We start from the raw sequence: 21,412 nt of genomic DNA, 5'->3' as shown, positions 1-21,412 counted from the left end.
CCGAGTCACGTCTCGGCGAGCTAGGGACGGAGGAGGTCGGCGCGGGCCACGGTCAGTCCTCGGGGGTCTCCGGTTCGGGGGTCTCCGGCTCGGGCAGGTCCTCCGGGGCGGCGGCGGCCTCCGGCTCGTCGTCGTCCGGCAGCTCCTCGAACAGGCCGGCCGGCGGCGTCAGCGTCACGGTGCCCGCGGCGATGTCCACCTCGGGCACGATCGCCTTCACGAACGGCACCAGGACCTCGCCGTGGGCCGTGCGGACGACCAGCAGGTCCTGTGCGGGCAGGTGGTCGACCCGGGCGATGGTGCCGACCTCGACGCCGTCGCGGCGCGCGCTCAGCCCGACGAGCTGGTGGTCGTACCAGGCGTCGTCCTCCTGAGGGAGCTGCTTGGCGTCCTGGCTCACCCAGAGGATGGCCTTCACCAGCGTCTCGGCCTCGGTGCGGTCGTCCACGCCGGCGAAGAAGCCGACCGGGTGACCGTTGTACCAGCGCAGCTCGATGAGCTCGAGGGTCTTGCCGTGCCACTTGGAGGCCGTGGGCACCTGGAGCGTGAAGACGGCGCCGGGGACGAAGCGGTGCTCCGGCTCGTCCGTGAACAGCTCGAGCTTCAGAGCGCCCTTCAGGCCGTGCGCCTTGGTCAGCCGGCCGACGCGCAGCTCGGTCTGACCCGGTCGCGGTGCGACCTCCTTGCGGGGCAGCTTGTGGTCCGCCACCTCAGTCGTCGACGACGTCGACGCGGACGCGCCGGCCGTCGGCCAGCGCGGCCACGAGCGTGCGGAGGGCCTTGGCGGTACGGCCGGAGCGGCCGATGACCCGCCCGAGGTCCTCGGGGTTCACTCGAACCTCGAGGACCTCGCCACGCGGCGAACCCTTGGCCACGACGTGCACGTCGTCCGGGTGGTCGACGATGCCCTTGACCAAGTGCGTGAGAGCGGGAGCGAGCAAGGTGTTACGCCTTCTCGCCGTCGGCCTCGGCCGTGATCTCTTCGGCCTCGGCGACGACCTCGGCCTCAGCGGCCTCCTCGGCCTCGACCTCGGCCTCGACGACGGCCTCCGCCTTCTTGACGGTCTCGTCCTTCTTCGGCTTCAGGACCGGCTTCTTCTTCTCGTCGGCGACGAACGTCTCCTTGGCCTCGGCCGTCTTGACGGTCGAGACGGCGTTCTTGTCGCCCTTGAACTTGCCCCAGTCGCCCGTGAGCTTGAGCAGCACGAGGACCTGCTCGGACGGCTGAGCGCCGACGCCGAGCCAGTACTGAGCGCGCTCGGAGTCGACCTCGATGCGCGAGGGCTCCTCGGTCGGGTGGTACAGACCGATCTCCTCGATGACGCGGCCGTCGCGCTTGGTGCGCGAGTCGGCGACGACGATGCGGTAGTACGGAGCGCGGATCTTGCCCAGGCGCTTCAGACGGATTTTGACAGCCACAATTCTCCTGTGTTGACGTCCGGAACCCGCAGGGTTCCGGTGGATTCGTTGTCGAACTGACTGCCGTGGGCGTGGGGGCACACGCGGCAGGAGGTCTATTGTTCGTCCGCCGTGCCGGATAGAGGGTCGGGCACGTCGAACTCAACTAGATATTCTGTCAGAAAAGCGCGCCCAATGAACAATCGGACGGACGGGGTCACAGCGATGCAGATCCAATTCGCAGAGTCGGAGCGCTCCACTGTGGGGATCGAGTGGGAGCTGGCGCTGGTCGACGGCGCCACCGGCGACCTGGTGCAGATCGCCGACGACGTGCTCCGCGAGCTCGGCACGGCCGACGGCCAGGAGCACCCGCAGATCACCCATGAGCTGCTGATGAACACCATCGAGCTGGTCAGCCGGGTGCACCACAGCGTCCCGGCCGCCATCACCGACCTGCAGGAGCTGATCGCGCTGACCCGGGAGGTCACCGACCCGCTCGGCGTGGAGCTGATGTGCGCGGGCACGCATCCCTTCGCCCAGTGGTACGACCAGCGGATCACGCCGAACGAGCGCTACGACCGGCTGCTGGACCGCACGCAGTGGTGGGGCAGGCAGATGATGATCTGGGGCATCCACGTGCACGTCGGCATCGACGACCGCGACAAGGCGCTGCCGATCGTCAACGGCCTGCTCACCTACTACCCGCACCTCCAGGCGCTCAGCGCGTCGAGCCCGTTCTGGGCGGGCGCCCGCACGGGATACGCGTCCAACCGCGCGCTCATGTTCCAGCAGCTGCCGACCGCCGGGCTGCCCTGGCAGTTCGGCACCTGGGCGAACTACGAGGAGTACGTGCAGGATCTGGTCACCACCGGCGTCGTGGAGGACCACAGCGAGGTGCGCTGGGACATCCGGCCGTCGCCGCGCTGGGGAACCGTCGAGATGCGCGCGTGCGACGGACTCTCGACCGCAGACGAGGTCGGGGCGGTCGGTGCGCTCATCCACTGCCTGACCGACCGGATGTCCGGCGACCTGGACGAGGGCGTCGAGCCGGTCACGCTGCAGCCGTGGTTCGTGCGCGAGAACAAGTGGCGCGCGGCGCGCTACGGGCTGGACGCCGAGATCATCGTCGCACCGGACGGCACGGAGCGCCTGGTGCGCGACGAGCTCCTCCGGCTCGTGGACGACCTCGGCGACACGGCGGAGCGGCTGAGCTGCTCCGCCGAGCTCGCGACGGTCTCCGACGTGCTCGCCACCGGCGCCAGCTACCAGCGTCAGCTCGCCGTCGCGGAGGCCAACGGCGGCAGCCTGCAGGCCGTGGTCAGCTCGCTCACGCACGAGCTCCGCAGCGGGCTGGACCGGACCCCGCGGGTTGCCGCCCACCCCGGCACAGGCGGCTCATAACCGTGCATAGTCCATCCATAGACTCCTCCCTTAGGCTCGACGTCATGTTCCGCCACCGGCCTCTCGCCACCGTCGCCACGGCGCTCGCCGCGCTGCTGCTCGGCACGGTCGCCCTGAGCGGATGCTCGTCCTCCTCCTCGCCGCTCGCCGTCGGCGCGACCATCCCGGCCGGCAAGCACCCGGTGGTCGCGATCGTCGGGGACTCGATCGAGTCCGGGATGGGACTGGAGCCGTTCGAGGCCTGGCCCGCCCTCGTGGCCGTCGACCGGCGCTGGGGCCTGCAGAACTTCAGCGAGCCGGGGGCGGCTTCGTCGCCGTCGGCTCCACCAACGCCGACTTCAACGGCCAGATCGACCAGGCCATCGCCGCGAAGGCGAACGTGGTGCTGATCGGCGCCTCGGACAACGACCTCGGCCAGGACGACGCCGCCGTGGCCAAGGCGATGACGGCCGCGGTCGAGCGGCTGAGCGACGCTCTGCCGAAGGCCCGCCTGATCGGCTACAACGCGCTCACCGGGGAGGCCAGCGACAGCGATCTCGCTCCCCTCAACGATGCGCTGAAGCAGGCCGTGACAGCGGCGGGCGGCACATGGATCGACCTCGGCCAGCCGTACCGCGGCCAGGTCGGGCTCGTCCAGGACGACGGCGAGCATCCCACGCTCGAAGGCCAGCAGGCGATCGCGTCGGTCGTCCTGTCCCGGCTCGACGGGATCGTGTGAGGCAGGCGATCCGGCGCGCCGGCCGGGTGCGCCCCGTCGCGGTGCTCCTCGCCGTCGTCACGGGCCTCGCGCTGACCGGGTGCACGTCGCTCGGCACCTCCGCGCCGTCGTCCCCGTCCCCCTCGGCGTCGACGGCGGCGCAGCCCACGGCCGCGGCGATCGGCGACTCCATCGCGATCGGCTGGGGCGTGCCCGCCGACGACGCCTGGCCGCTCATCGCGGCGACCCGGCTCGGCTGGGATCTGACCGACCTCGGCGAAGGGGGCGCCGGCTTCACCAGGCCGGGTGTCAACACGCACGACTTCGACGACCAGGTGAGCGCGGCGATCCGGCTGCGCCCGCAGGTGGTCATCGTCGCCGCGACGCGCAACGACGCCGCCACGGCGGCCGCCGCCCCCGCGACGGTCACCCGCGACACGGCGGCGGCCATCGAGCGGCTGTCCACTGCGCTCCCGCACACCACGATCATCGGGATGGGCTCGGTCTGGGGAGCGACCGCCGCGGACCGGACGGCCACCATCATCGACGAGGCCCTGAAGAGCGCCGTCCTCGGCGTCGGCGGGCACTGGCTCGCGCTGGCCCAGACATTCCTCGGCCGGCCCACCCTCATGCAGGCGGACGGCATCCACCCCACCAGCGCCGGCCAGCAACTGCTCGGGAGGACGGTCGCGGACGCCATCGCGACGGCGCGGATCGAGCCGGGACCGGCTCGCGGCTAGGCTGCGCCCGCACACTCCGACACGCCCGGGCGGGATGCACAGCGATCTGCCAGTCAGGGCGGTCTAGCCTCACTCCGTGCCCACCCGTCCCCGCCTGATCGCCGTCGCCGCGATCGCCCTCGCCGCGGCCGCCCTCGCCGGCTGCTCCTCCGCCGTCACCGCGCGGCCCATCGCCGGCGGCACCGCTGTCGCAGCACCGGCGGCGCACGCGAAGCCGCAGGTCGTCGCCATCGGGGACTCCATCGCGTTCGGCAAGGGCGTGCGACCGGATCAGGCCTGGCCCGCGCTCGTCGCGGCGCAGCACGGCTGGACGCTCACGGACCTCGCGGTCTCGGGCTCCGGGTTCGTCAAGCCCGGCTGGAACGGCGACACCTACCGCGAGCAGGTCGCCACCGCCCTCGGCCTGCACCCCGACTACATCCTGATCGCGGCCACCAGGAACGACCGCGCGGAGAACGCCGCGCTCGTGGCCTCGTCGGCGGAGGAACTGCTGGGTGAACTGCGCGACACGTTCCCGCGGGCGCGCATCATCGGCATCACGACGGTCTGGGGCGCGGACACGCCGCCGCCGACCGTGGCGACCGTCAACGGGATCGTCGGGAAGGCCGTGACCGGCGTGGGCGGGACGTTCCTCGACATCGGCTACCCGCTGGCCGGGCACCCGGAGCTGGTGCAGGCGGATGGCATCCACCCGAACGCGGCCGGCGAGCGCGCCGTCGCGAAGGTCATCGAGGACCGGCTCGCGCCGCTCGGCGTGACCTCCTAGCGAGCCGCGGGGCTCAGCGCCCCATGAACTTCTGCAGGGCGGCCAGCTCCTCCTCGGTCGGGCCTCCGGCCTTCGCCTTGTTGCCCGAGCCGAGCCCGAAGCCCGTGCCCGCGGTCGCGCCGGTCGTCGGCTTGACGCCGGACGCCAGCGCGGCGTTCTCCGCGGCGCGCTTGGCCGGGTTGCCCGAGCGGGAGCCCTTCTTCTTGGGCTGCTGCTTGCCGCGCCCCGCATAGCCCGCGCCCGGGATCGGGCCCATGCCGGGGACGTTCGGGACGCCGCCCTTCGCGACGGTCTTCATCATCTTTGCGGCCTGCTCGAAGCGGTTGACGAGCTGGTTCACCTCGGTGACCGTCGTGCCGGAGCCCTTGGCGATGCGAAGGCGGCGGGAGCCATTGAGCAGCTTGGGGGTGGTGCGCTCGGCCTTCGTCATCGACTGGATGATGGCCTCGGTGCGCACGATCTCGCGCTCGTCGAAGTTGTCGAGCTGCTGCTTCATCTGGCCCGCGCCCGGCAGCATGCCCATCATCTTCTTGATGGAGCCCATGTTGCGCAGCTGCTGCATCTGCTTGAGGAAGTCGTCGAGCGTGAAGCTGTCGGTCGCGAACTTCTCGGCGACCTTGCGCGCCTCGTCCTCGTCGAAGGCCTCCTGGGCCTGCTCGATGAGGGTCAGGATGTCGCCGAGGTCGAGGATGCGCGACGCCATGCGGTCGGGGTGGAACGGCTCGAAGTCGTCCAGGCCCTCGCCGGTGGAGGCGAAGATGATCGGGCGGCCGGTGACCGAGGCGACCGAGAGGGCCGCGCCGCCGCGCGCGTCGCCGTCGAGCTTGGAGAGCACGACGCCGGTGAAGTCGACGCCGTCCTGGAACGCCTTGGCCGTGGCCACCGCGTCCTGACCGATCATGGCGTCGATCACGAACAGCACTTCGTCCGGGTCGGTGGCCTTGCGGATGTCGGCGGCCTGCTTCATCAGCTCCGCGTCGACGCCGAGGCGTCCTGCGGTGTCGATGACGACCGTGTCGTACTGCTTGGTCTCGGCGAACTTCATGGCGTCCTTGGCCACCTTCACCGGGTTGCCGACGCCGTTGCCGGGCTCCGGCGCGTAGACCGGGACGCCGGCCTGCTCGCCGACGATCTGGAGCTGGGTGACGGCGTTGGGCCGCTGGAGGTCGGCGGCGACGAGGAGCGGCGTGTGGCCGTCCTTGATCAGCCACTTGCCGAGCTTGCCCGCGAGCGTGGTCTTACCGGCGCCCTGGAGGCCGGCGAGCATGATCACCGTCGGCGGCTTCTTGGCGAACTGGAGGCGGCGCTGCTGGCCGCCGAGGATGGCCACGAGCTCCTCGTTGACGATCTGGACGACCTGCTGCGCCGGGTTCAGCGCCTTGTTGACCTCGTCGGACAGCGCGCGCTCGCGCACCTTGCCGGTGAACTCCTTGACGACGTCGAGCGCCACGTCCGCGTCGAGCAGCGCGCGGCGGATCTCGCGCACGGTGCCGTCGACGTCCGACGGGGAGAGCTTGCCCTTGGTGCGCAGGTTCTTGAAGGTGTCCGTAAGACGGTCGGACAGCGAGCCGAAAGTAGCCATGATCCAGAAAGTCTACCGGGCGAGGCTGGCCGCCCGCCGAGCCTCGGCGCTGCGCGTCAGCCCTGCGTGTCGACCGCGACGACGTCGCCGCGCACGTCGAACGACACCGTGAGGATCGCGTCCGTCTCGTCCGGGCTGATCGAGTAGTCGAACGTCGCGAAGACCTCGTCCTCGCCGGCCTGGTCGGCCTGCACCGTCACGGTCAGGAGCTGGAGCGAGCGCAGCACGTCCATCGCGATGTCCCCCGAGTTGTAGACCAGGAGGTCGAGCAGCGACTCCCCCAGCTTGTCCACGTGCTCGTCGATGTAGCTCGTCGTCGCCGACTGCTGCGAGCTCAGCTCCGCGATGAGCGCGTCCCTGGCCCGGGCGTCGAAGCCCTCCAGCGCCTGAATGAGCGCCGCCGCGGAGTCGAGGGCGAACTCCCCCACCGCCTGCTCGTCGTCGGCGCGCAGCTCGACCTCCACCGCCTGGTCGGCGAGGTCCACCGTGTCGTTCCAGGCGAGGCCGCCGGAGGCCGTCTCGTCGATGACGCCGAAGTAGTCGTGCTCGATGGCCATTCCGCCCCCTATCCGACGAGCTGCTGCGCGAAGACGTGCGGGGTGAAGCCGGTCAGGTCGTTGATGCCCTCGCCCTGGCCGATGAGCTTGATCGGGAGGCCGGTGCGCTCCTGCACCGCAAGGACGAAGCCGCCCTTCGCCGAGCCGTCGAGCTTGGTGAGCACGAGGCCGGTCACGCCGGCGTGCTCCAGGAACGCCTCCGCCTGCGCCAGGCCGTTCTGGCCGGTGGTCGCGTCGAGCACGAGGAGCACCTCCGCGATGGGCGCCTGCTTCTCGACCACGCGCTTGATCTTGGACAGCTCGTCCATCAGGCCGCCCTTGGTCTGCAACCGGCCCGCGGTGTCGATGATGACGATCTCGGTGCCGTCGCGCTTGGCCTTCTCGACGGTCTGGAACGCCACGGACGCCGGGTCCTGGCCCTGCTGCTGCGGGCGGACGATCTCGGCTCCGGCGCGCTCCGCCCAGGTGGCGAGCTGCTCGACCGCGGCGGCGCGGAAGGTGTCGGCCGCGCCGACGACGACCGAGCGGTCATAGGTGCGCAGGAACTTGGCGAACTTGCCGATCGTCGTGGTCTTGCCGACGCCGTTCACGCCGACCACGAGCACGATCGCGGGCCGCTCGCTGAGCTTGAGGGTGGTGTCGAGCTGGGAGAGGCGCTCCTCCATCGTCTCGCGCAGCATGCGCTGGAGGTCGGCCGGGTCGGTGGTGTGGTAGCGCTCGACCTTGGCGCGCAGATCGTCCACGACCGCCTCGGTGACGTCCGGACCGAAGTCGGCGGTGATGAGCGCCGTCTCCAGATCGTCCCAGGTGGAGTCGTCGATGGTCTTCCTGGCGAACATGCCTCGGAGGGCGCCAGACAAGGACCAGGGGGTGCGGTCTGCCATGCACTCAGACTAGTTGGTACGGTGACGGCATGTTCTCCCTGGTGGCGGTGTCGGCCGAGCTCGCCGAGCAGCTCGTCGCGATCGAGACCGACGGGGAGGACGCGGTCCATCAGGCCCGCATCCGGGTGCGCCGGCTGCGCAGCATCCTGCGGGTCTACCGGTCGGCGTTCGAGAAGGATGCCGCCCTCGGCATGCGCACCCGGCTGACGACGCTCGGCGACCGGCTGGGCACGGTGCGCGACCTGGAAGTGAAGGCGGCGACGCTCGAAGACCTTCTGGAGGTCGACGACCCGCCGGAGGTGGTCGACGCGGTCACGGCCGCGGCGACGGAGACGCGCGCCGAGCACGAGGCGGCCCTGGCGTCGCTGCTGCGCTACCTGCACGGCGGGACCGTGCGCGCCCTGCTCGCCGACCTGCAGATGTTCGCGGCCGAGCCTCCGCTCTCTCGCAAGGGGCGGCAGCACCCGGGCCGCGTCACCACGCGCAGCCTGGCGAAGGCCGTGGCGAAGGTCCACCGGCTGCGCGGCGACAGCCTCGAGGAGCGCCACGCCACCCGCAAGGCGGCGCGCAAGGTGCGGTACGCCGCCGACGCGGTCGCGGACGACCTCGGCCGCGCGGCGGTGCGGCTGTCCTCGGCGGCCAAGGCGGTCCAGGACGCGCTCGGCGACAACCGCGACGACCTCCTCCTGGCCCACGAGCTGCGCGAGGCCGGGCACATCGGGCTCGCCATGCGCTGCGAGCGTCGCGCCGCGGAGGCCCTCGACGGCCTCGACCGCAAGCTCGCGGCGATCGCGTACGAGGGAGCCGACGGCTAGGCGGACGCCTTCTCCTGGGCGACGCGCTGGCCGACGACCGCCGAGACGCCGTCCTGGCGCATCGAGACGCCGTAGAGCGCGTCCGCGATCTCCATCGTGCGCTTCTGGTGTGTGATCACGATGAGCTGGCTGTTCTCGCGGAGGTCCTCGAAGATCGTCAACAGGCGACCCAGGTTGGCGTCGTCGAGCGCGGCCTCCACCTCGTCCATGATGTAGAACGGGCTGGGGCGGGCCTTGAAGATCGCGATGAGCAGCGCCACCGCGGCCAGCGACCGCTCGCCGCCGGACAGCAGCGAGAGCCGTTCGATCTTCTTGCCTGCCGGCTTGACCGACACCTCGATGCCGGTGGTGAGGAGGTCGTCCGGGTTCGTCAGCGCGATGTGGCCGGAGCCGCCGGGGAACAGGATCGGGAACACGCGCTCGAAGGCGGCCTCGGTGTCCGCGAAGGCCGACTCGAAGATGGTCTGCATCTTCTCGTCGATCTCCTCGATGATCGTCACGAGGTCTTTGCGGGTGTCGGTGAGGTCGGTGAGCTGCTCGGTGAGGAACTTGTGCCGCTGCTCCAGGGCCGCGAACTCCTCCAGCGCGAGCGGGTTCACCCGGCCGAGCTGGCCGAGCTTGCGCTCGGCGGAGGCGAGGCGCTTCTGCTGCTGCTCGCGGACGTAGGGGGTGCCGGGGCGCTCCTCGCCGGCCTCGTTGTCGCGCGGCTCGTCACCGTCGCGGGTGTCCGGCGGCACCGGCACATCCGGCCCGTACTCGGCCACCAGCACGTCCTCCACGAGGCCGAGCTCGCTGCCCGCCCGCTCCAGCAGGCTCGACAGGTGCAGCTTCTTCTCGTAGATCTGCAGCTCCAGGCCGTGCACCGACTCGGTGATGCCGTGCAGCCGCTCGCGCAGGGCCGCCTCCTCGCGGCGGACGGTCGCGAGCTCCTCGTTCTGGCTCGCGCGCTGCGCCTCGGCGGCGGCGAGCTCCAGGCGCGCCTGCGACACCGAGCGGTCGGCGGAGGCGAGGACTGCGGGCAGGACGTCCACGACGCCCTGCGCGGCCTCCAGCTGCCGGCGACGGATGACGGCGCGGCGGGCGGCCTCCTCGGCGGCGGCGCGCTCGGCCTCCAGCTGCCTGGCCAGCGCTTCGCCGCGCGCCTGCTCCGCGCGGACGCGCTCCTTGGCGGTCTCGACGCCGAGGCGCGCCTCCACCTCGGCCTCGCGGGCGGCGTCCAGCTCGACGGAGAGGGCGTCACGGGCGGAGACGTCGAGGATCGGGCGCGGCCGCGACCGGGCGGCCTCCAACTCCGACTTCGCCGACTCGGCGGCGGACTCGGCCTCGGCGACGCGCTCGGCGGCCTGCTCCAGCGCGCGGCTCAGGCGGTCGAACTCGGCTTGGGAGGCTTCGAGCTGCACGCGCATCCGGTTCAGCTGCTCGGTGTGCGCGGCCAGCTTCGCGTCGAACTCGCGGAGCGCGCTGAGCGCGTTCTGGGACTGCTCCTTGGCCACCTGCAGGACGCCGCGTTGCTCGGCGAGAGCGAAGCGGGCACGGTCGATGAGCGAGGTCACCTCGCCCAGCCGCTCCTCCGCGGCGTCGCGGTCGGCGAACAGCTCGATCCTGCTCTGCTTGGCACCGGAGCCACCGCGCAGCACGAAATCGGTGAGCACGTCGCCGGCGCGCGTGATGAGCGTGACGGGCCCGCCGAGCTTCCTGGCACGGAACGCGTCCGCGGCGGCACGCGCGGCCGCGACGTCGTCGGCGATGGCGGTGAAGGCCAGCAGGCCGAGCACTCCACCCGGCGCCTCGACCACCGAGCGGGCGGGGACCACTCCGGCGACGCCGGTCAGGTCGACCTCGGGCGCGGCAGCGTCGGCGACCACCACCTCCACCCGGCCCAGGTCGTCGTCCGCGGCGTGCGCGACCGCCTCGAAGGCGGCATCCCTCGTCTCAGCGAGCACCGCGTCGGCCAGCGTGCCGAGGGCCGCGGCGACAGCGGCCTCGTAGCCGGGATGGACCCGGACGTGCTCGGCGACGAGACCGGGCACGCCCGGCAGCCGGGCCGCGACCAGGGCGGCCGAGCCGTCCTTCTGGTCGAGCGCCAGCGAGAGCGCGGAGGTGCGGGCGGCGAGGGCGTCGCGCTCGCGTTCGAGCGCGTGGAGGTCCTCGCGCAGCTTCTCGATGAGCCCCTCCGCCTCGAACACCTCCGACTGGGCGAGCTCGTACGCCTCGTCGAGGTTGCCCTCACCGGCGTCCGCCGTCTCGGCCTCGGCCTCCCGGGAGGCGAACTCGGCCTGCGCCTTCTCGCGGCGCTCGGTGGCGGCGTCCAGCGCGTTCTGCTGGCGGAGGACCTCGCCGCGCACGGCCGCGAGGCGCTGGGCGGCGGCCTCGGCCTGGCCGTTCAGCTTGCTGATCTCCAGGTCGTGCTTGGAGACGAGCGCACTCTGCGCCGCGATCTCGTCGTCCACCGAGTCCAGCCGGCCGCGCGCGGCGCGCGACGCGGACTGCGCCGCCTCCCAGGCCGCCTCGGCCTCCACGACGGCGGCACGCAGCCGCTCGACCTCGTCGGCGGCGTCCTGCACCATCTGCGGGCTGACCCGCGGACCGTCGTCGGTGGCCTCGGCCTGGCTGCCGAGCAGCGCGACCCGCTGGGTCGCGAGCGAGTAGAGACTGCGCAGGCGGTCCTGCGTCTGCTCCAGGGCGAACGCTGTGCTGCGCGCGACGTCGACGGCGTCGCCGATCTGCGCCTGCTCCAGGCGGGTGCGACGGAGCTGCTTCTGCTCCAGCTGCTCCTGGAGGACGATCTGCTCGCTGTGGCGCTCGGCCTCCGTGCGGGTGTGGTCGTCCAGCGAGCGGCGCAGCCCGACCACGTCGTCGGCCAGCAGGCGCGCGCGGGCGTCGCGGACGATCGCCGCGATGGACTGCGCCTCGCGCGCGATCTCGGCCTGGTGGCCGAGCGGCTTGAGCTGACGGCGCACCTCGCCGGCGAGGTCGCTCAGCCGGGTCAGGTTGGTCTGCATCGCCTCCAGCTTGCGGAGGGTCTTCTCCTTGCGGCGGCGGTGCTTCAGGATGCCGGCGGCCTCCTCGATGAACCCGCGGCGCTCCTCCGGGGTGGCGCGCAGCACGGCGTCGAGCTGGCCCTGGCCGACGATGACGTGCATCTCGCGGCCGAGCCCGGAGTCGCTGAGCAGCTCCTGCACGTCGAGGAGGCGGCAGGACTGGCCGTTGATGGCGTACTCGCTGCCGCCGTTGCGGAACAGCGTGCGCGAGATCGTGACCTCGGTGTACTCGATCGGGAGGGCGCCGTCGGTGTTGTCGATCGTGAGCTGGACCTCGGCGCGGCCGAGCGGGCCGCGGGTGGAGGTCCCGGCGAAGATGACGTCCTCCATCTTGCCGCCGCGCAGCGTCTTGGCGCCCTGCTCGCCCATCACCCAGGCGAGGGCGTCGACTACGTTGGACTTGCCGGAGCCGTTCGGCCCGACGACGCAGGTGACGCCCGGCTCGAAGGCGAAAGTCGTCGGCGTGGCGAACGACTTGAAGCCCTTGAGCGTCAGACTCTTCAAATACACGCTGTGAATCTACCCGAGGTCGCGCGCCGTCCCCTGCAGCCGAGGGGCACGTCGTTGTCACTTTCCGGGCTGAAAAGCGACAACGACGTGCCCCTCGATGGTGGATAGCGGCATGGGTCAGCCGACGCCGAGGTAGGCCTCCTTGATGGCGGGATCGGCGAGCAGCTCCCGGCCGGTGCCGGAGCGCGTGATGCTGCCGGTCTCCAGCACGAACGCGCGGTTCGCGCGGGCCAGCGCCTGATTGGCGTTCTGCTCCACGAGCAGGACGGTGGTGCCCTGCTTGTTGATCTCCGTGATGATCGAGAAGATCTGCCGGATGAACTGCGGGGCCAGCCCCATCGAGGGCTCGTCCAGCAGCAGCAGCCGCGGGTTCGACATCAGCGCGCGCCCGATGGCGAGCATCTGCTGCTCGCCGCCGGACATCGTGCCGCCGGCCTGCGTCTTGCGCTCGGCGAGGCGCGGGAACAGCGAGAACACCCGGTCGAAGTCCGGACCCATGTTGGACCGGTCCTTACGGCCGAACGCGCCCATGTCGAGGTTCTCCATCACCGTCATGCCCGGGAAGATCCCCCGGCCCTCCGGAGCCTGCGAGATGCCGCGGACCACGCGGATGTGCGCCTTCATCTTGGTGATGTCCTGGCCGTCGAACAGGATGGAGCCGGCCGACGGGTTCAGGATGCCCGAGATCGTCTTCATCGTGGTCGACTTGCCCGCGCCGTTCGCGCCGATCAGGCTGACGATCTCGCCCTCGTCGACGGAGAACGACATGTCGTGGATCGCTTCGATGCGCCCGTACGAGACGCTGATGTTCTTCAGTTCAAGCAACGTCATCTTCGGGCTCCCCGAGGTAGGCGGCGATCACGCGCGGGTCGTTCCGGATCTCCCGCGGCACGTCGTCGGCGAGCTTGCGGCCGAACTCCAGCACCACGATGCGATCCGTCACGCCCATGACCAGCTTCATGTCGTGTTCGATGAGGAGGACGGTGTACCCGTCGGCCCGGATGGTCCGGATGAGGTCCATCAGGTCCTCCTTCTCCGCCGGGTTGAAGCCGGCAGCCGGCTCGTCCAGGCAGAGCACCTTGGGGTCCGTCGCGAGAGCGCGCGCGATCTCCAGGCGGCGCTGCGACCCGTAGGGCAGCGACCGGGAGAGGTCGGCGGCGTGGTCGGCGATGCCCACGAACTCGAGCAGGGCCATGCCGCGCTCGATCGCGGACTTCTCCTCCCGCGTGTGCCGCGGCAGCCGCAGCAGCGCGCCGGGCACCGACGTGCGGTGCCGGGCATCGAGGCCGACGACCACGTTCTCCAGCGCCGTCATCTCGCCGAAGAGGCGGATGTTCTGGAACGTGCGCGCCAGGCCCAGCCGGGTGATCTGGTGCTGCTTCTGGCCCTTGATCGACTGGCCCTCCAGCAGCACGTCGCCGCTGGTCGGCTTGTAGACGCCGGTCATCGCGTTGAAGCAGGTGGTCTTGCCCGCGCCGTTCGGCCCGATCAGGCCGAGGATCTCGCCGCGGCGGATGTCGAACGAGACGTCGTCGAGGGCCAGGAGGCCGCCGAACTTCACCGTGAGGTTGCGGACCTCCACGATGTTCTCGCCGACCTCTACCGCGATCTCGCGATCGGGGGCCGCGGCCTCCGCGACGTCGAGGTCGATGCCCGCCGCCTCCAGCTCCTCCTCGTTGGCGCCGAGGGCCGGCTCCTCCTCCGGGACCGCTGTGGTGTTCTCGTCGCTCATCGCGCGCCTCCCTTCGCGCTCTGCGCCACTCTCCGGTACGCGAGCCGCCCGTACGCCAGGAGCTTCTGCCGCGCCGGGAACAGGCCCTGCGAGCGGAAGATCATGATCAGCACGAGCGCGATGCCGAAGATCAGGTACTTGTAGTCCGCGATCGCGGTGAAGCGCAGCGGGATGTACGCCACGATCGCGCCGCCGATCATCGCGCCGACCTTGTTGCCCGCGCCGCCGAGCACGACGGCCGCGAGGAACAGGATCGAGGTCTGGACGTCGAACTTCTGGTTGTTCACAAAGCCCACCTGCCCGGCGAACAGCGCTCCGGAGAGACCGCCGACGCCGGCGCCGATCGCGAACGCCCACACCTTGTACTTGAAGGTGGGGACGCCCATGATCTCGGCGGCGTCCTCGTCCTCGCGGATGGCGATCCACGCGCGGCCCACGCGGCTGCGCTCCAGGTTGCCGACCAGCAGCAGGATCACGATGATGATCGTCACCGTCAGCCAGTACCAGGGCACGCCGTTGGAGTTGGAGAAGATCGGGATGCCCTTGGCGGTCTCCCCCGGCGGGTGGCCGACGTTCTGGAAGCCGACCTGGCCCTTCATCGCCGGGATGATCGTGGCGAGGATGCGCACGATCTCACCGAAGCCGAGGGTGACGATCGCCAGGTAGTCGCCGCGGAGGCGGAGCGTCGGCACACCGAGGATGACGCCGAAGGTCATCGTGACGGCCATCGCGACCGGCACCGTCCACAGGTACGGGATCTTGATGAACGGCGAGTCCGGGCTGGTGAGCATGGCGGCGGTGTACGACCCGACGGCGAAGAACGCGACGTAGCCGAGGTCGAGGAGGCCGGCGTAGCCGACCACCACGTTCAGGCCGACCGCGATCAGGCCGTAGGTGGCCATCGCGAAGCACGCGAGCGGCCAGTCGTTGCCCGGCTCGGTGGTGAGCGGGAAGAAGTTCAGGTACGGCAGCGCGTACGCCAGCGCGACCACGATGAGCAGCCACGCCCACTGCACGGCCCGCGGGAGGCCGTTCCAGTAGTCGCGCAGCGGCTGCAGCGGACCCTTCTTCTTGTTGGCGCGTGCCGCCTCGAGGGCGTCGCCGGCCTGCTCCGAACGTCCGTCGGGCAGGACCTTGGGACCTTCGGTCGTGCTCATGCGCGGCTCCTTCCGAGCGAGGTGCCCAGGATGCCGGTGGGCTTGACCAGCAGAACCAGCACCAGCACGACGAACGCGACGACGTCGGTCCACTGCGAGTCGCCCAGCAGGATCTGGCCGTAGTTGCCGATCACGCCGAGAAGGAGGCCGCCGAGGAGCGCGCCGCGCACGTTGCCGATGCCGCCGAGGACGGCGGCGGCGAACGCCTTGACGCCGAGCACGAAGCCGCCGTTGTAGATCACGCCCGAGGGCACCAGCATCACGTAGAACAGGGCGGCGGCGCCGGCGAGGACACCGCCGGTGATGAACGTGATCTGGATGATCCGCTCCTTGTTGACGCCCATCAGCGTGGCCGTGTCCGCGTCCTGCGCGACGGCGCGGATGCCGCGGCCGGTGCGGGTGCGCCGGATGAACCAGTCGGTGGCGATCATCAGGATCACGGACGCCACCACGATGATGATCTGCTGGCTGTTCACGATCGTCCCGAACACGTCGAAGATCGGCGTCGGGATGAACATCGTCACCGCCGGCTCCGCGTTCGCGCCCCGGATCAGGAAGATCAGGTACTGGATCGTGAACGAGGCGCCGATCGCCGTGATGAGGAACACGAGGCGTGGCGCGTTCCGTTTTCGCAGCGGCCGGTAGGCGACGCGTTCGAGCACCCAGGCGGTGAACGCGGACGCCGCCATGCCGACGAGGAGGGCGAGCAGCAGGTCGCCGATGATCGCGACGGGGCTCAGGTTGGGCGCGCTCGGGCCGAAGCCGAGCGAGGTGAGGGTGATCACGACGCCGTACGCGCCGACGATGAACACCTCGGAGTGGGCGAAGTTGATCAGGTTCAGCACGCCGTAGACGAGCGTGTACCCGACGGCGATCAGGCCGTAGATGGCTCCGAAGGTCAGGCCGTCGAAGGTGGCGCTCCAGAAGTTCTGTACGAGCGCGTTGACATCGAAGTTGATCCACGAGTTGTCGAGGACCGGATGGACGAGGAGGAGGGTTTCGAGCATTCGAGCTTCCCGGTGTCAGTGCCGGATCGTCGTTGGTCCGGCTCAGTTCTTACGAGCGTAAGTCGAAACAAAGGTGCCGCGGGCCACGGTGGCCCGCGGCACCTTCGTGTGTCGCGTTATCCGCCGATGGTTCCGATCGGGACGATCTTGCCGCCCTCGACCTTGTACCCGTAGACGGTCGGCGCCTGGAGCTCACCGGTGGAGTCCCACTTGTAGTGCTTGCTCAGGCCGTCGGCGTCGTAGTTCTTCACGAAGTCGACGAGCTTCGCGCGGGTGGTGTTGCCCTTGTCGATGCCGGAGAGCAGGACGGTGGTGGCGTCGTAGCCCTCGATCGAGTAGGTGCCGGGCTCGGCGTTCGCGAGCGACTTGTAGGCCGACTCGAACGACGGGATCAGCTCACCGGGGATGCAGGGGCAGGTGAAGTACGCGTTGCTGGACGCGTCGCCGGCCAGCTTGATGAACTGGTCGTCCTTCACACCGTCCGGGCCGACGAACGTGCCCGTGTAGCCCTTGTTGACCAGCTGCTGGTCGAACGGCGCACCCTCGGCGTAGTAGCCCGAGTAGTACACGGCGTCGGGCTTCGCGTTGAGGATCTTGGAGATCACCGCGGAGAAGTCCTTCTGGCCGGTCGTCACCTTGTCGGTGCCGATCAGCGCGCTGCCGAGCGCCTTGGAGGTCGTGGTGCCGAGGCCGATTCCGTAGTCGGAGTCGTCCTGGACCAGGTAGACCTTCTTCGCCTGCAGCTTGTCGGTCAGGAACTTCGCCGCCGCCGGGCCCTGGACGGCGTCGTTGCCGAGGCCGCGGAAGAAGGTCTTCCAGCCGTTCTGGGTCAGCGCCGGGTTGGTCGCGGACGGGGTGATGTGCACCAGGCCCTGCTGCTCGAAGATGTTGCCGGTGGCCTTCGACTCACCCGAGAACGGGAGGCCGACGACGCCGACGATGTCGGCCTCGTTGACCGCCTGGGTGACCGGGCCGGTCGCCTTGTTCGGGTCGCCCTCGGTGTCGAACTTCTTGAAGCCGACCTGGCATCCCTTGTTGGCCGTGTTGTGCTGGTTGATGGCCAGCTGGATGCCGTTGAAGATGTTGATACCGAGCTGAGCGTTCGGGCCGGTCTCGGCTCCGACGTACGCGATGGTGAGCCCTGACGGGCAGGTGGCCTTGCCGTCACCCGCGGGGAGAACCGCGTCCTTCGGGGTGGAAACCGAGGTGATCGCCGGGATGTTCACCTTCGAGTTGGTGTTGGTGGAGCCACCGGTTGACGGCTGGTTGGCGCACCCAACGAGGAACAGTGCGACTGACGCTGCAACAGCCGCACCGATCGTGACTTTCTTTCCTAGCATCTTCTGCCTCTCGACGTGAATCCGTGTCGAACGCGGCGTGTTCGCCTCGTCGCACCACGAATATGTGTGCTGAGACTACCTGTAATGCAAGCATTTGCACCCGCCATTCGCGCCCAGATTTACACGATCGAAACCAAACCGTTCGGTGCTCTTCACAGCGATCCGAACCCGGGTTAGTCTGGACGGTTGCCGCACATCCGAATCGACGACGGCGGGAGGCAGCGGTGCGTATCGAGCGGCTCTCTCCTCCCCGGCTCTCGGGACGCCGGAGTCGCTGCTGTTCGAGGAGCTCGTCGGCGTCCTGAACGGGATCAGCGTCGCCCTCTGGAAGGCCGACGACTTCGTGGAGACGGCCGAGGAGGCCCTCGCCGCGTTCCGCGCGCAGGAGTACCAGGAGAAGATCCTGCTCGTCGCGATCGAGGACGGCGTGGTCGTCGGGCGTGTCCAGGCCGACTTCCCGCTCGACGAGGAGGCCGAGACGATGAGCCTCCTGGTCGACGTGGCGCCGGCGGCACGCGGCCGCGGCATCGGCTCAGCGCTGCTGGCGGCCGGCGAGGAGCTGGCGGCGGAGGGCGGCCGGCGGATCGTCAGCGCGTACACCGAGCACCCGGCGGCCACCCTCGGCGACAGCGTGTCGGTCATCCGCGCCGGCTCGGGCACCGCCGGGCTCCCCGCGGAGTCGCGCGACGTGCGCTTCGCCCTGCGGTACGGCTACCGGCTGGGCCAGGTGGAGCGCTCCAGCGAACTCCGGCTGCCGCTGCCGCGGGCCACGGAGGCCGGCCTGGCCAGCACGGCGGCCTCCGCCACCGGCTACCGCGCGGTCTCCTGGCTGGGGCACGCGCCGGACCACCTGCTGGAGCCGTTCGCGGCGCTGAAGGCGCGCATGTCGACGGACATCCCGCAGAGCGGCATCGCGGTCGACCGCGAGGAGTGGACGGGCGCGCGAGTGCGCGCCCAGGAGCGCGAGCTGGCCGACCGCGGCGAGCCGCTGCTGGTCACGGCGGCGGAGCACATCGACACGGGCGAACTGGCCGCATACACCGAGATCGCGGTCCCGGCTGACGGCGACAAGGCGGAGCAGTACGACACGCTCGTCGCGATCCCCCACCGCGGCCACCGCCTCGGCACGCTGGTGAAGCTCCAGAACATCCACGAGCTGGCGCAGCACGCGCCGCACATCCACCGCCTGCTGACCTGGAACGCCGACGAGAACGCGCCGATGCTGGCGATCAATCGGGCGTTCGGGTTCCAACTCCACGCCCTCACCGGCCACTGGCAGAAGACGCTGGGCTAAGCGCGCACATTCGGCACGAATGGCGGCTCTCGCCGCGCTATTCGCGCCATTCGGCACGAATGTGGACCGGGGTGGGTCACCGAAGTCGCTGGCAGTGCGGGCAGAAGTGCGAGGAGCGGTTCATGAACCGCTCGCGCACGATCGGGGTGCCGCAGCGCGGGCACGGCTTCCCCTCCTGCCCGTACGCGTTGAGGCTATGCGCGAAGTACCCCGAGTTCCCGTTCACGTTCACGTACTGGGCGTCGAAGCTCGTCCCGCCCTCTGCCAGCGCCTTCTCCAGCACGTGGCGCACCTCGGCCAGCAGCGTCCGGGCCTTCGCACGGCTCAGCGACGACGCCGGCTGCTCGTAGTGGATGCGGGCGGCCCAGAGCGCCTCGTCGGCGTAGATGTTACCGATGCCGCTGATCGTCGTCTGGTCGAGGAGGACGCGCTTGATCCCGCTGTTCTTGCGGGCGAGGGCGGCGAAGAACAGCGCGTCGTCGAAGGCCGGGTCGAGCGGGTCACGGGCGATGTGGGAGACCTGGGTCGGGATGAGCGGCTCGGACGTCCCCCGGCCGGCCGGCGCGCCGTCCGCGGTCGGGACCAGCGTGTCCACCGCCATCGAGCCGAAGATGCGCTGGTCCACGAAGTTCACCCACAGCTCGCGATGATCACCCGGCAGCGTCGCGGCGGTCTCGATGTGCAGGCGGATGCGGAGCAGGCCGGCCTCGTCCCAGCCGGGCTCGCGCACGAGGATCTGTCCGCTCATCCCGAGGTGCGCGACGATGGCGCGGCGCGGGGAGCCCTGCAGCGGGATCCAGAGGAACTTGCCGCGGCGGGCCGGCTCCTCCATCACGCGGCCGGTCAGCAGCGTCTCGAAGGCGCCGGCGACCGGGTCGTGGCGTTTCAGCGAGCGCGGCTCGAAGACCTCGACCCCGAGGATGGTCGCACCCGTGACCGCCGGCGCCAGGCCGGCGCGGACGACCTCAACCTCGGGGAGCTCGGGCACGGCGGCGGGTCAGCTCGGTCCAGGCGCTGAGCGCGGCGGCCATCTCGGCCTGCTTCTTGCTCGTCCCCTCCCCCGTCGCGGTGACGAGGTCGCCGACCGAGACGGTGGCGTGGAAGGTCTTGGAGTGGTCGGGCCCGGTGTTGGTCACGGTGTAGACCGGGAGGCCGGCGCCGCGGTGCGCCGCCGCCTCCTGGAGGCTGGTCTTGGGGTCCATCGCCGCCCCGAACCGGTCGGGGTCCGCCAGCAGCGGGTCGACCAGGCGCAGCACGAGCGCGGTCGCCTCCTCGCCGCCGGCGTCGAGGTACGCGGCGCCGATCAGCGCCTCGACGGTGTCGGCGAGGATGGACGCCTTGTCTCGGCCGCCGCTCTGGTTCTCGCCGCGGCCGAGCCGCAGGTACTGGCCGAGGCCGATGCTGCGCGCGACCTCCGCGAGGGCCACCGAGCTGACCAGGCTGGCCCGGCGCTTCGCCAGCTCGCCCTCGTCGAGGTCCGGGTGCTCCCGGAACAGCTTGACGGTGACGGCCTGCCCGAGGATCGAGTCGCCGAGGAACTCCAGGCGCTCGTTGTTGGGGATGCCGCCGTTCTCGTAGGCGAACGAGCGGTGGGTCAGCGCGAGCACGAGAAGCTCGGGGTCGATGTCGACCCCGAGCTTCTCGATGAGGGCGGCGTGGTCAGTGTTCTCCCCGACCACGTGCCGTTTGCCCCCTACTTCGTTGCCTCGCGTGCTGTTCAGCCTGACCGGCGAATCAGACGTCGGCGACCTTGCGGCCCTTGTACTCCATGAACAGCGCGGTGCCCGCGGAGTCCTCGACGACCTTCGCGCGGTGCGGGAGGCTGTAGACGACCTTGCCGTTCTCGATCGACTTGACGAGCGTGGGGACCTCGGCCTTCCACTGCGAACGACGGGCGTGGGTGTTGGCGCGAGACTGCTTCCGCTTCGGAACGGCCATGACTATCTCTCTTCTCCAGCCCCGGCGGCCGGGGCGTTGTTGCTGGTGGACTCGGTGTCGGAAGCCTGGAACGCCGCGAGCGCGGACCAGCGAGGATCGACGGTCTCGTTCGGCTTGCGGTCCGGTACATCCGCCAGCCTCTCCCCGGTCTCTGGATCGAGACCCGGGCAGTCCGGCCGGCACACCGGCTGAAACGGCAGTGACAGCACTACCGCATCCCTGATCAGAGGTTCAAGATCCACGTGGTCGTCGTGAACCTCATAATCGAAAGCTTCCGTAGAAGGATACGCGAAAAGTTCCTGGAAATCGACTTCGACAGGCTGGTCGATGTCGATCAGGCAGCGTCCGCAGACGCCGGTGGCGGTGGTCTCGGCCTCCGCGGTGACGAGGATCCCCTCGTGCATCGACTCCAACCGGAGGTCGAGATCGATGGTCGCACCGGCCGGCACCGACAGCAGCCCCTCGCCCAGGGTCTCGCCGACCGGGATGCTGAGGTGCTGCTCCCGCATCTCGCCCGGGCGCCGCATGAGGTCGTACACGTTGACGGTGTACG

At 70.3% G+C, this 21,412-nt stretch carries 23 protein-coding genes; 7 read left to right on the top strand and 16 right to left on the bottom strand.

The features are described from left to right. Positions 1 to 52 precede the first annotated feature (52 nt). Genes rimM through rpsP form a run of 3 tightly spaced genes read right to left on the bottom strand, consistent with a single transcriptional unit; the run spans position 53 to position 1,419 of the window. Positions 53 to 709: a ribosome maturation factor RimM gene (gene rimM / locus ACQ86L_RS00680; RefSeq protein ID WP_434317267.1), complete on the bottom strand. Its 657-nt coding sequence runs from the start codon at positions 707 to 709 to the stop codon at positions 53 to 55. Between the two features lies 1 nt (position 710). Further along, positions 711 to 941, bottom strand: a complete 231-nt coding sequence (locus ACQ86L_RS00675) for an RNA-binding protein (RefSeq protein ID WP_055920003.1) — start codon at positions 939 to 941, stop codon at positions 711 to 713. 4 nt (positions 942 to 945) lie between these two features. Beyond that, positions 946 to 1,419, bottom strand: a complete 474-nt coding sequence (gene rpsP, locus ACQ86L_RS00670) for a 30S ribosomal protein S16 (protein ID WP_434317266.1) — start codon at positions 1,417 to 1,419, stop codon at positions 946 to 948. 204 nt (positions 1,420 to 1,623) lie between these two features. Between rpsP and ACQ86L_RS00665 the strand changes: the two genes are divergently transcribed. From ACQ86L_RS00665 to ACQ86L_RS00645, 5 genes are all read left to right on the top strand, one after another. Next, the gene (locus tag ACQ86L_RS00665) at positions 1,624 to 2,799 is read left to right on the top strand and encodes a glutamate--cysteine ligase (protein ID WP_434317265.1); all 1,176 of its coding nucleotides are present in this window, start codon (positions 1,624 to 1,626) and stop codon (positions 2,797 to 2,799) included. 44 nt (positions 2,800 to 2,843) lie between these two features. After that, positions 2,844 to 3,188, top strand: coding sequence for a hypothetical protein (locus ACQ86L_RS00660; protein ID WP_434318990.1), 345 nt, complete (start codon positions 2,844 to 2,846; stop codon positions 3,186 to 3,188). Next, entirely contained in the window at positions 3,071 to 3,517 is a 447-nt protein-coding gene (locus ACQ86L_RS00655; RefSeq protein ID WP_434318954.1) for an SGNH/GDSL hydrolase family protein, read from the top strand. Before ACQ86L_RS00660 ends, ACQ86L_RS00655 begins: the two co-directional genes overlap by 118 nt. Then, positions 3,514 to 4,236, top strand: coding sequence for an SGNH/GDSL hydrolase family protein (locus tag ACQ86L_RS00650; protein WP_434317264.1), 723 nt, complete (start codon positions 3,514 to 3,516; stop codon positions 4,234 to 4,236). The genes ACQ86L_RS00655 and ACQ86L_RS00650 overlap by 4 nt, the downstream gene beginning before the upstream one ends. 76 nt (positions 4,237 to 4,312) lie before the next feature. Next, a complete protein-coding gene (locus tag ACQ86L_RS00645) occupies positions 4,313 to 5,002 on the top strand; it encodes an SGNH/GDSL hydrolase family protein (protein WP_434317263.1) in 690 nt (229 codons plus the stop codon). A gap of 13 nt (positions 5,003 to 5,015) precedes the next feature. Here ACQ86L_RS00645 and ffh read toward each other — a convergent pair whose 3' ends face one another. The 3 genes from ffh to ftsY are packed head-to-tail and all read right to left on the bottom strand — an operon-like array spanning position 5,016 to position 8,025. Next, positions 5,016 to 6,584 carry a signal recognition particle protein gene (ffh, locus tag ACQ86L_RS00640; protein WP_434317262.1) on the bottom strand — a complete coding sequence of 523 codons (1,569 nt, stop codon included), beginning with the start codon at positions 6,582 to 6,584 and terminating at the stop codon, positions 5,016 to 5,018. 56 nt (positions 6,585 to 6,640) lie between these two features. After that, positions 6,641 to 7,141, bottom strand: coding sequence for a DUF2004 domain-containing protein (locus ACQ86L_RS00635; protein ID WP_434317261.1), 501 nt, complete (start codon positions 7,139 to 7,141; stop codon positions 6,641 to 6,643). A gap of 8 nt (positions 7,142 to 7,149) precedes the next feature. Next, positions 7,150 to 8,025 (bottom strand): signal recognition particle-docking protein FtsY, encoded by an 876-nt coding sequence (gene ftsY, locus ACQ86L_RS00630; RefSeq protein WP_434317260.1) that lies wholly within the window; start codon positions 8,023 to 8,025, stop codon positions 7,150 to 7,152. A gap of 29 nt (positions 8,026 to 8,054) precedes the next feature. Here ftsY and ACQ86L_RS00625 point away from each other — a divergent pair, with 29 nt between their 5' ends. Further along, the gene (locus tag ACQ86L_RS00625) at positions 8,055 to 8,840 is read left to right on the top strand and encodes a CHAD domain-containing protein (RefSeq protein ID WP_434317259.1); all 786 of its coding nucleotides are present in this window, start codon (positions 8,055 to 8,057) and stop codon (positions 8,838 to 8,840) included. On the opposite strand, the gene smc is transcribed toward ACQ86L_RS00625, so the two are convergent. From smc to ACQ86L_RS00595, 6 genes are all read right to left on the bottom strand, one after another. Continuing rightward, the gene (gene smc, locus ACQ86L_RS00620) at positions 8,837 to 12,391 is read right to left on the bottom strand and encodes a chromosome segregation protein SMC (RefSeq protein ID WP_434317258.1); all 3,555 of its coding nucleotides are present in this window, start codon (positions 12,389 to 12,391) and stop codon (positions 8,837 to 8,839) included. The genes ACQ86L_RS00625 and smc overlap by 4 nt on opposite strands. Before the next feature lie 117 nt (positions 12,392 to 12,508). Continuing rightward, on the bottom strand, positions 12,509 to 13,222 hold the full coding sequence (locus ACQ86L_RS00615; RefSeq protein ID WP_434317257.1) for an ABC transporter ATP-binding protein: 714 nt from the start codon (positions 13,220 to 13,222) through the stop codon (positions 12,509 to 12,511). Beyond that, positions 13,209 to 14,123, bottom strand: a complete 915-nt coding sequence (locus ACQ86L_RS00610; protein ID WP_434317256.1) for an ABC transporter ATP-binding protein — start codon at positions 14,121 to 14,123, stop codon at positions 13,209 to 13,211. The genes ACQ86L_RS00615 and ACQ86L_RS00610 overlap by 14 nt, the downstream gene beginning before the upstream one ends. Next, positions 14,120 to 15,280, bottom strand: coding sequence for a branched-chain amino acid ABC transporter permease (locus ACQ86L_RS00605; RefSeq protein WP_434317255.1), 1,161 nt, complete (start codon positions 15,278 to 15,280; stop codon positions 14,120 to 14,122). Before ACQ86L_RS00605 ends, ACQ86L_RS00610 begins: the two co-directional genes overlap by 4 nt. After that, on the bottom strand, positions 15,277 to 16,287 hold the full coding sequence (locus ACQ86L_RS00600) for a branched-chain amino acid ABC transporter permease (RefSeq protein ID WP_434317254.1): 1,011 nt from the start codon (positions 16,285 to 16,287) through the stop codon (positions 15,277 to 15,279). Before ACQ86L_RS00600 ends, ACQ86L_RS00605 begins: the two co-directional genes overlap by 4 nt. Positions 16,288 to 16,403: 116 nt before the next feature. Then, positions 16,404 to 17,513 carry a branched-chain amino acid ABC transporter substrate-binding protein gene (locus tag ACQ86L_RS00595; RefSeq protein ID WP_434317253.1) on the bottom strand — a complete coding sequence of 370 codons (1,110 nt, stop codon included), beginning with the start codon at positions 17,511 to 17,513 and terminating at the stop codon, positions 16,404 to 16,406. 259 nt (positions 17,514 to 17,772) lie between these two features. Between ACQ86L_RS00595 and ACQ86L_RS00590 the strand changes: the two genes are divergently transcribed. Next, positions 17,773 to 18,921, top strand: a complete 1,149-nt coding sequence (locus ACQ86L_RS00590) for a GNAT family N-acetyltransferase (RefSeq protein WP_434317252.1) — start codon at positions 17,773 to 17,775, stop codon at positions 18,919 to 18,921. Between the two features lie 76 nt (positions 18,922 to 18,997). Here ACQ86L_RS00590 and mutM read toward each other — a convergent pair whose 3' ends face one another. From mutM to ACQ86L_RS00570, 4 genes are read right to left on the bottom strand one after another with little or no spacing between them, the layout of a single operon-like run. After that, on the bottom strand, positions 18,998 to 19,909 hold the full coding sequence (gene mutM / locus ACQ86L_RS00585; RefSeq protein ID WP_434317251.1) for a bifunctional DNA-formamidopyrimidine glycosylase/DNA-(apurinic or apyrimidinic site) lyase: 912 nt from the start codon (positions 19,907 to 19,909) through the stop codon (positions 18,998 to 19,000). Next, positions 19,887 to 20,600 carry a ribonuclease III gene (gene rnc, locus ACQ86L_RS00580; RefSeq protein ID WP_434317250.1) on the bottom strand — a complete coding sequence of 238 codons (714 nt, stop codon included), beginning with the start codon at positions 20,598 to 20,600 and terminating at the stop codon, positions 19,887 to 19,889. Before rnc ends, mutM begins: the two co-directional genes overlap by 23 nt. 55 nt (positions 20,601 to 20,655) lie before the next feature. After that, positions 20,656 to 20,859: a 50S ribosomal protein L32 gene (gene rpmF / locus ACQ86L_RS00575; protein ID WP_055919953.1), complete on the bottom strand. Its 204-nt coding sequence runs from the start codon at positions 20,857 to 20,859 to the stop codon at positions 20,656 to 20,658. A gap of 2 nt (positions 20,860 to 20,861) precedes the next feature. Next, positions 20,862 to 21,386 (bottom strand): YceD family protein, encoded by a 525-nt coding sequence (locus ACQ86L_RS00570; protein ID WP_434318953.1) that lies wholly within the window; start codon positions 21,384 to 21,386, stop codon positions 20,862 to 20,864. Positions 21,387 to 21,412: the final 26 nt, after the last annotated feature.

Origin of the sequence: Leifsonia sp. P73 (assembly GCF_051059105.1) — a bacterium.
Taxonomy (GTDB): domain Bacteria; phylum Actinomycetota; class Actinomycetes; order Actinomycetales; family Microbacteriaceae; genus Leifsonia.
Note: the sequence above shows the minus strand (reverse complement) of the source record. Positions and strands in the feature narration are given on the sequence as shown.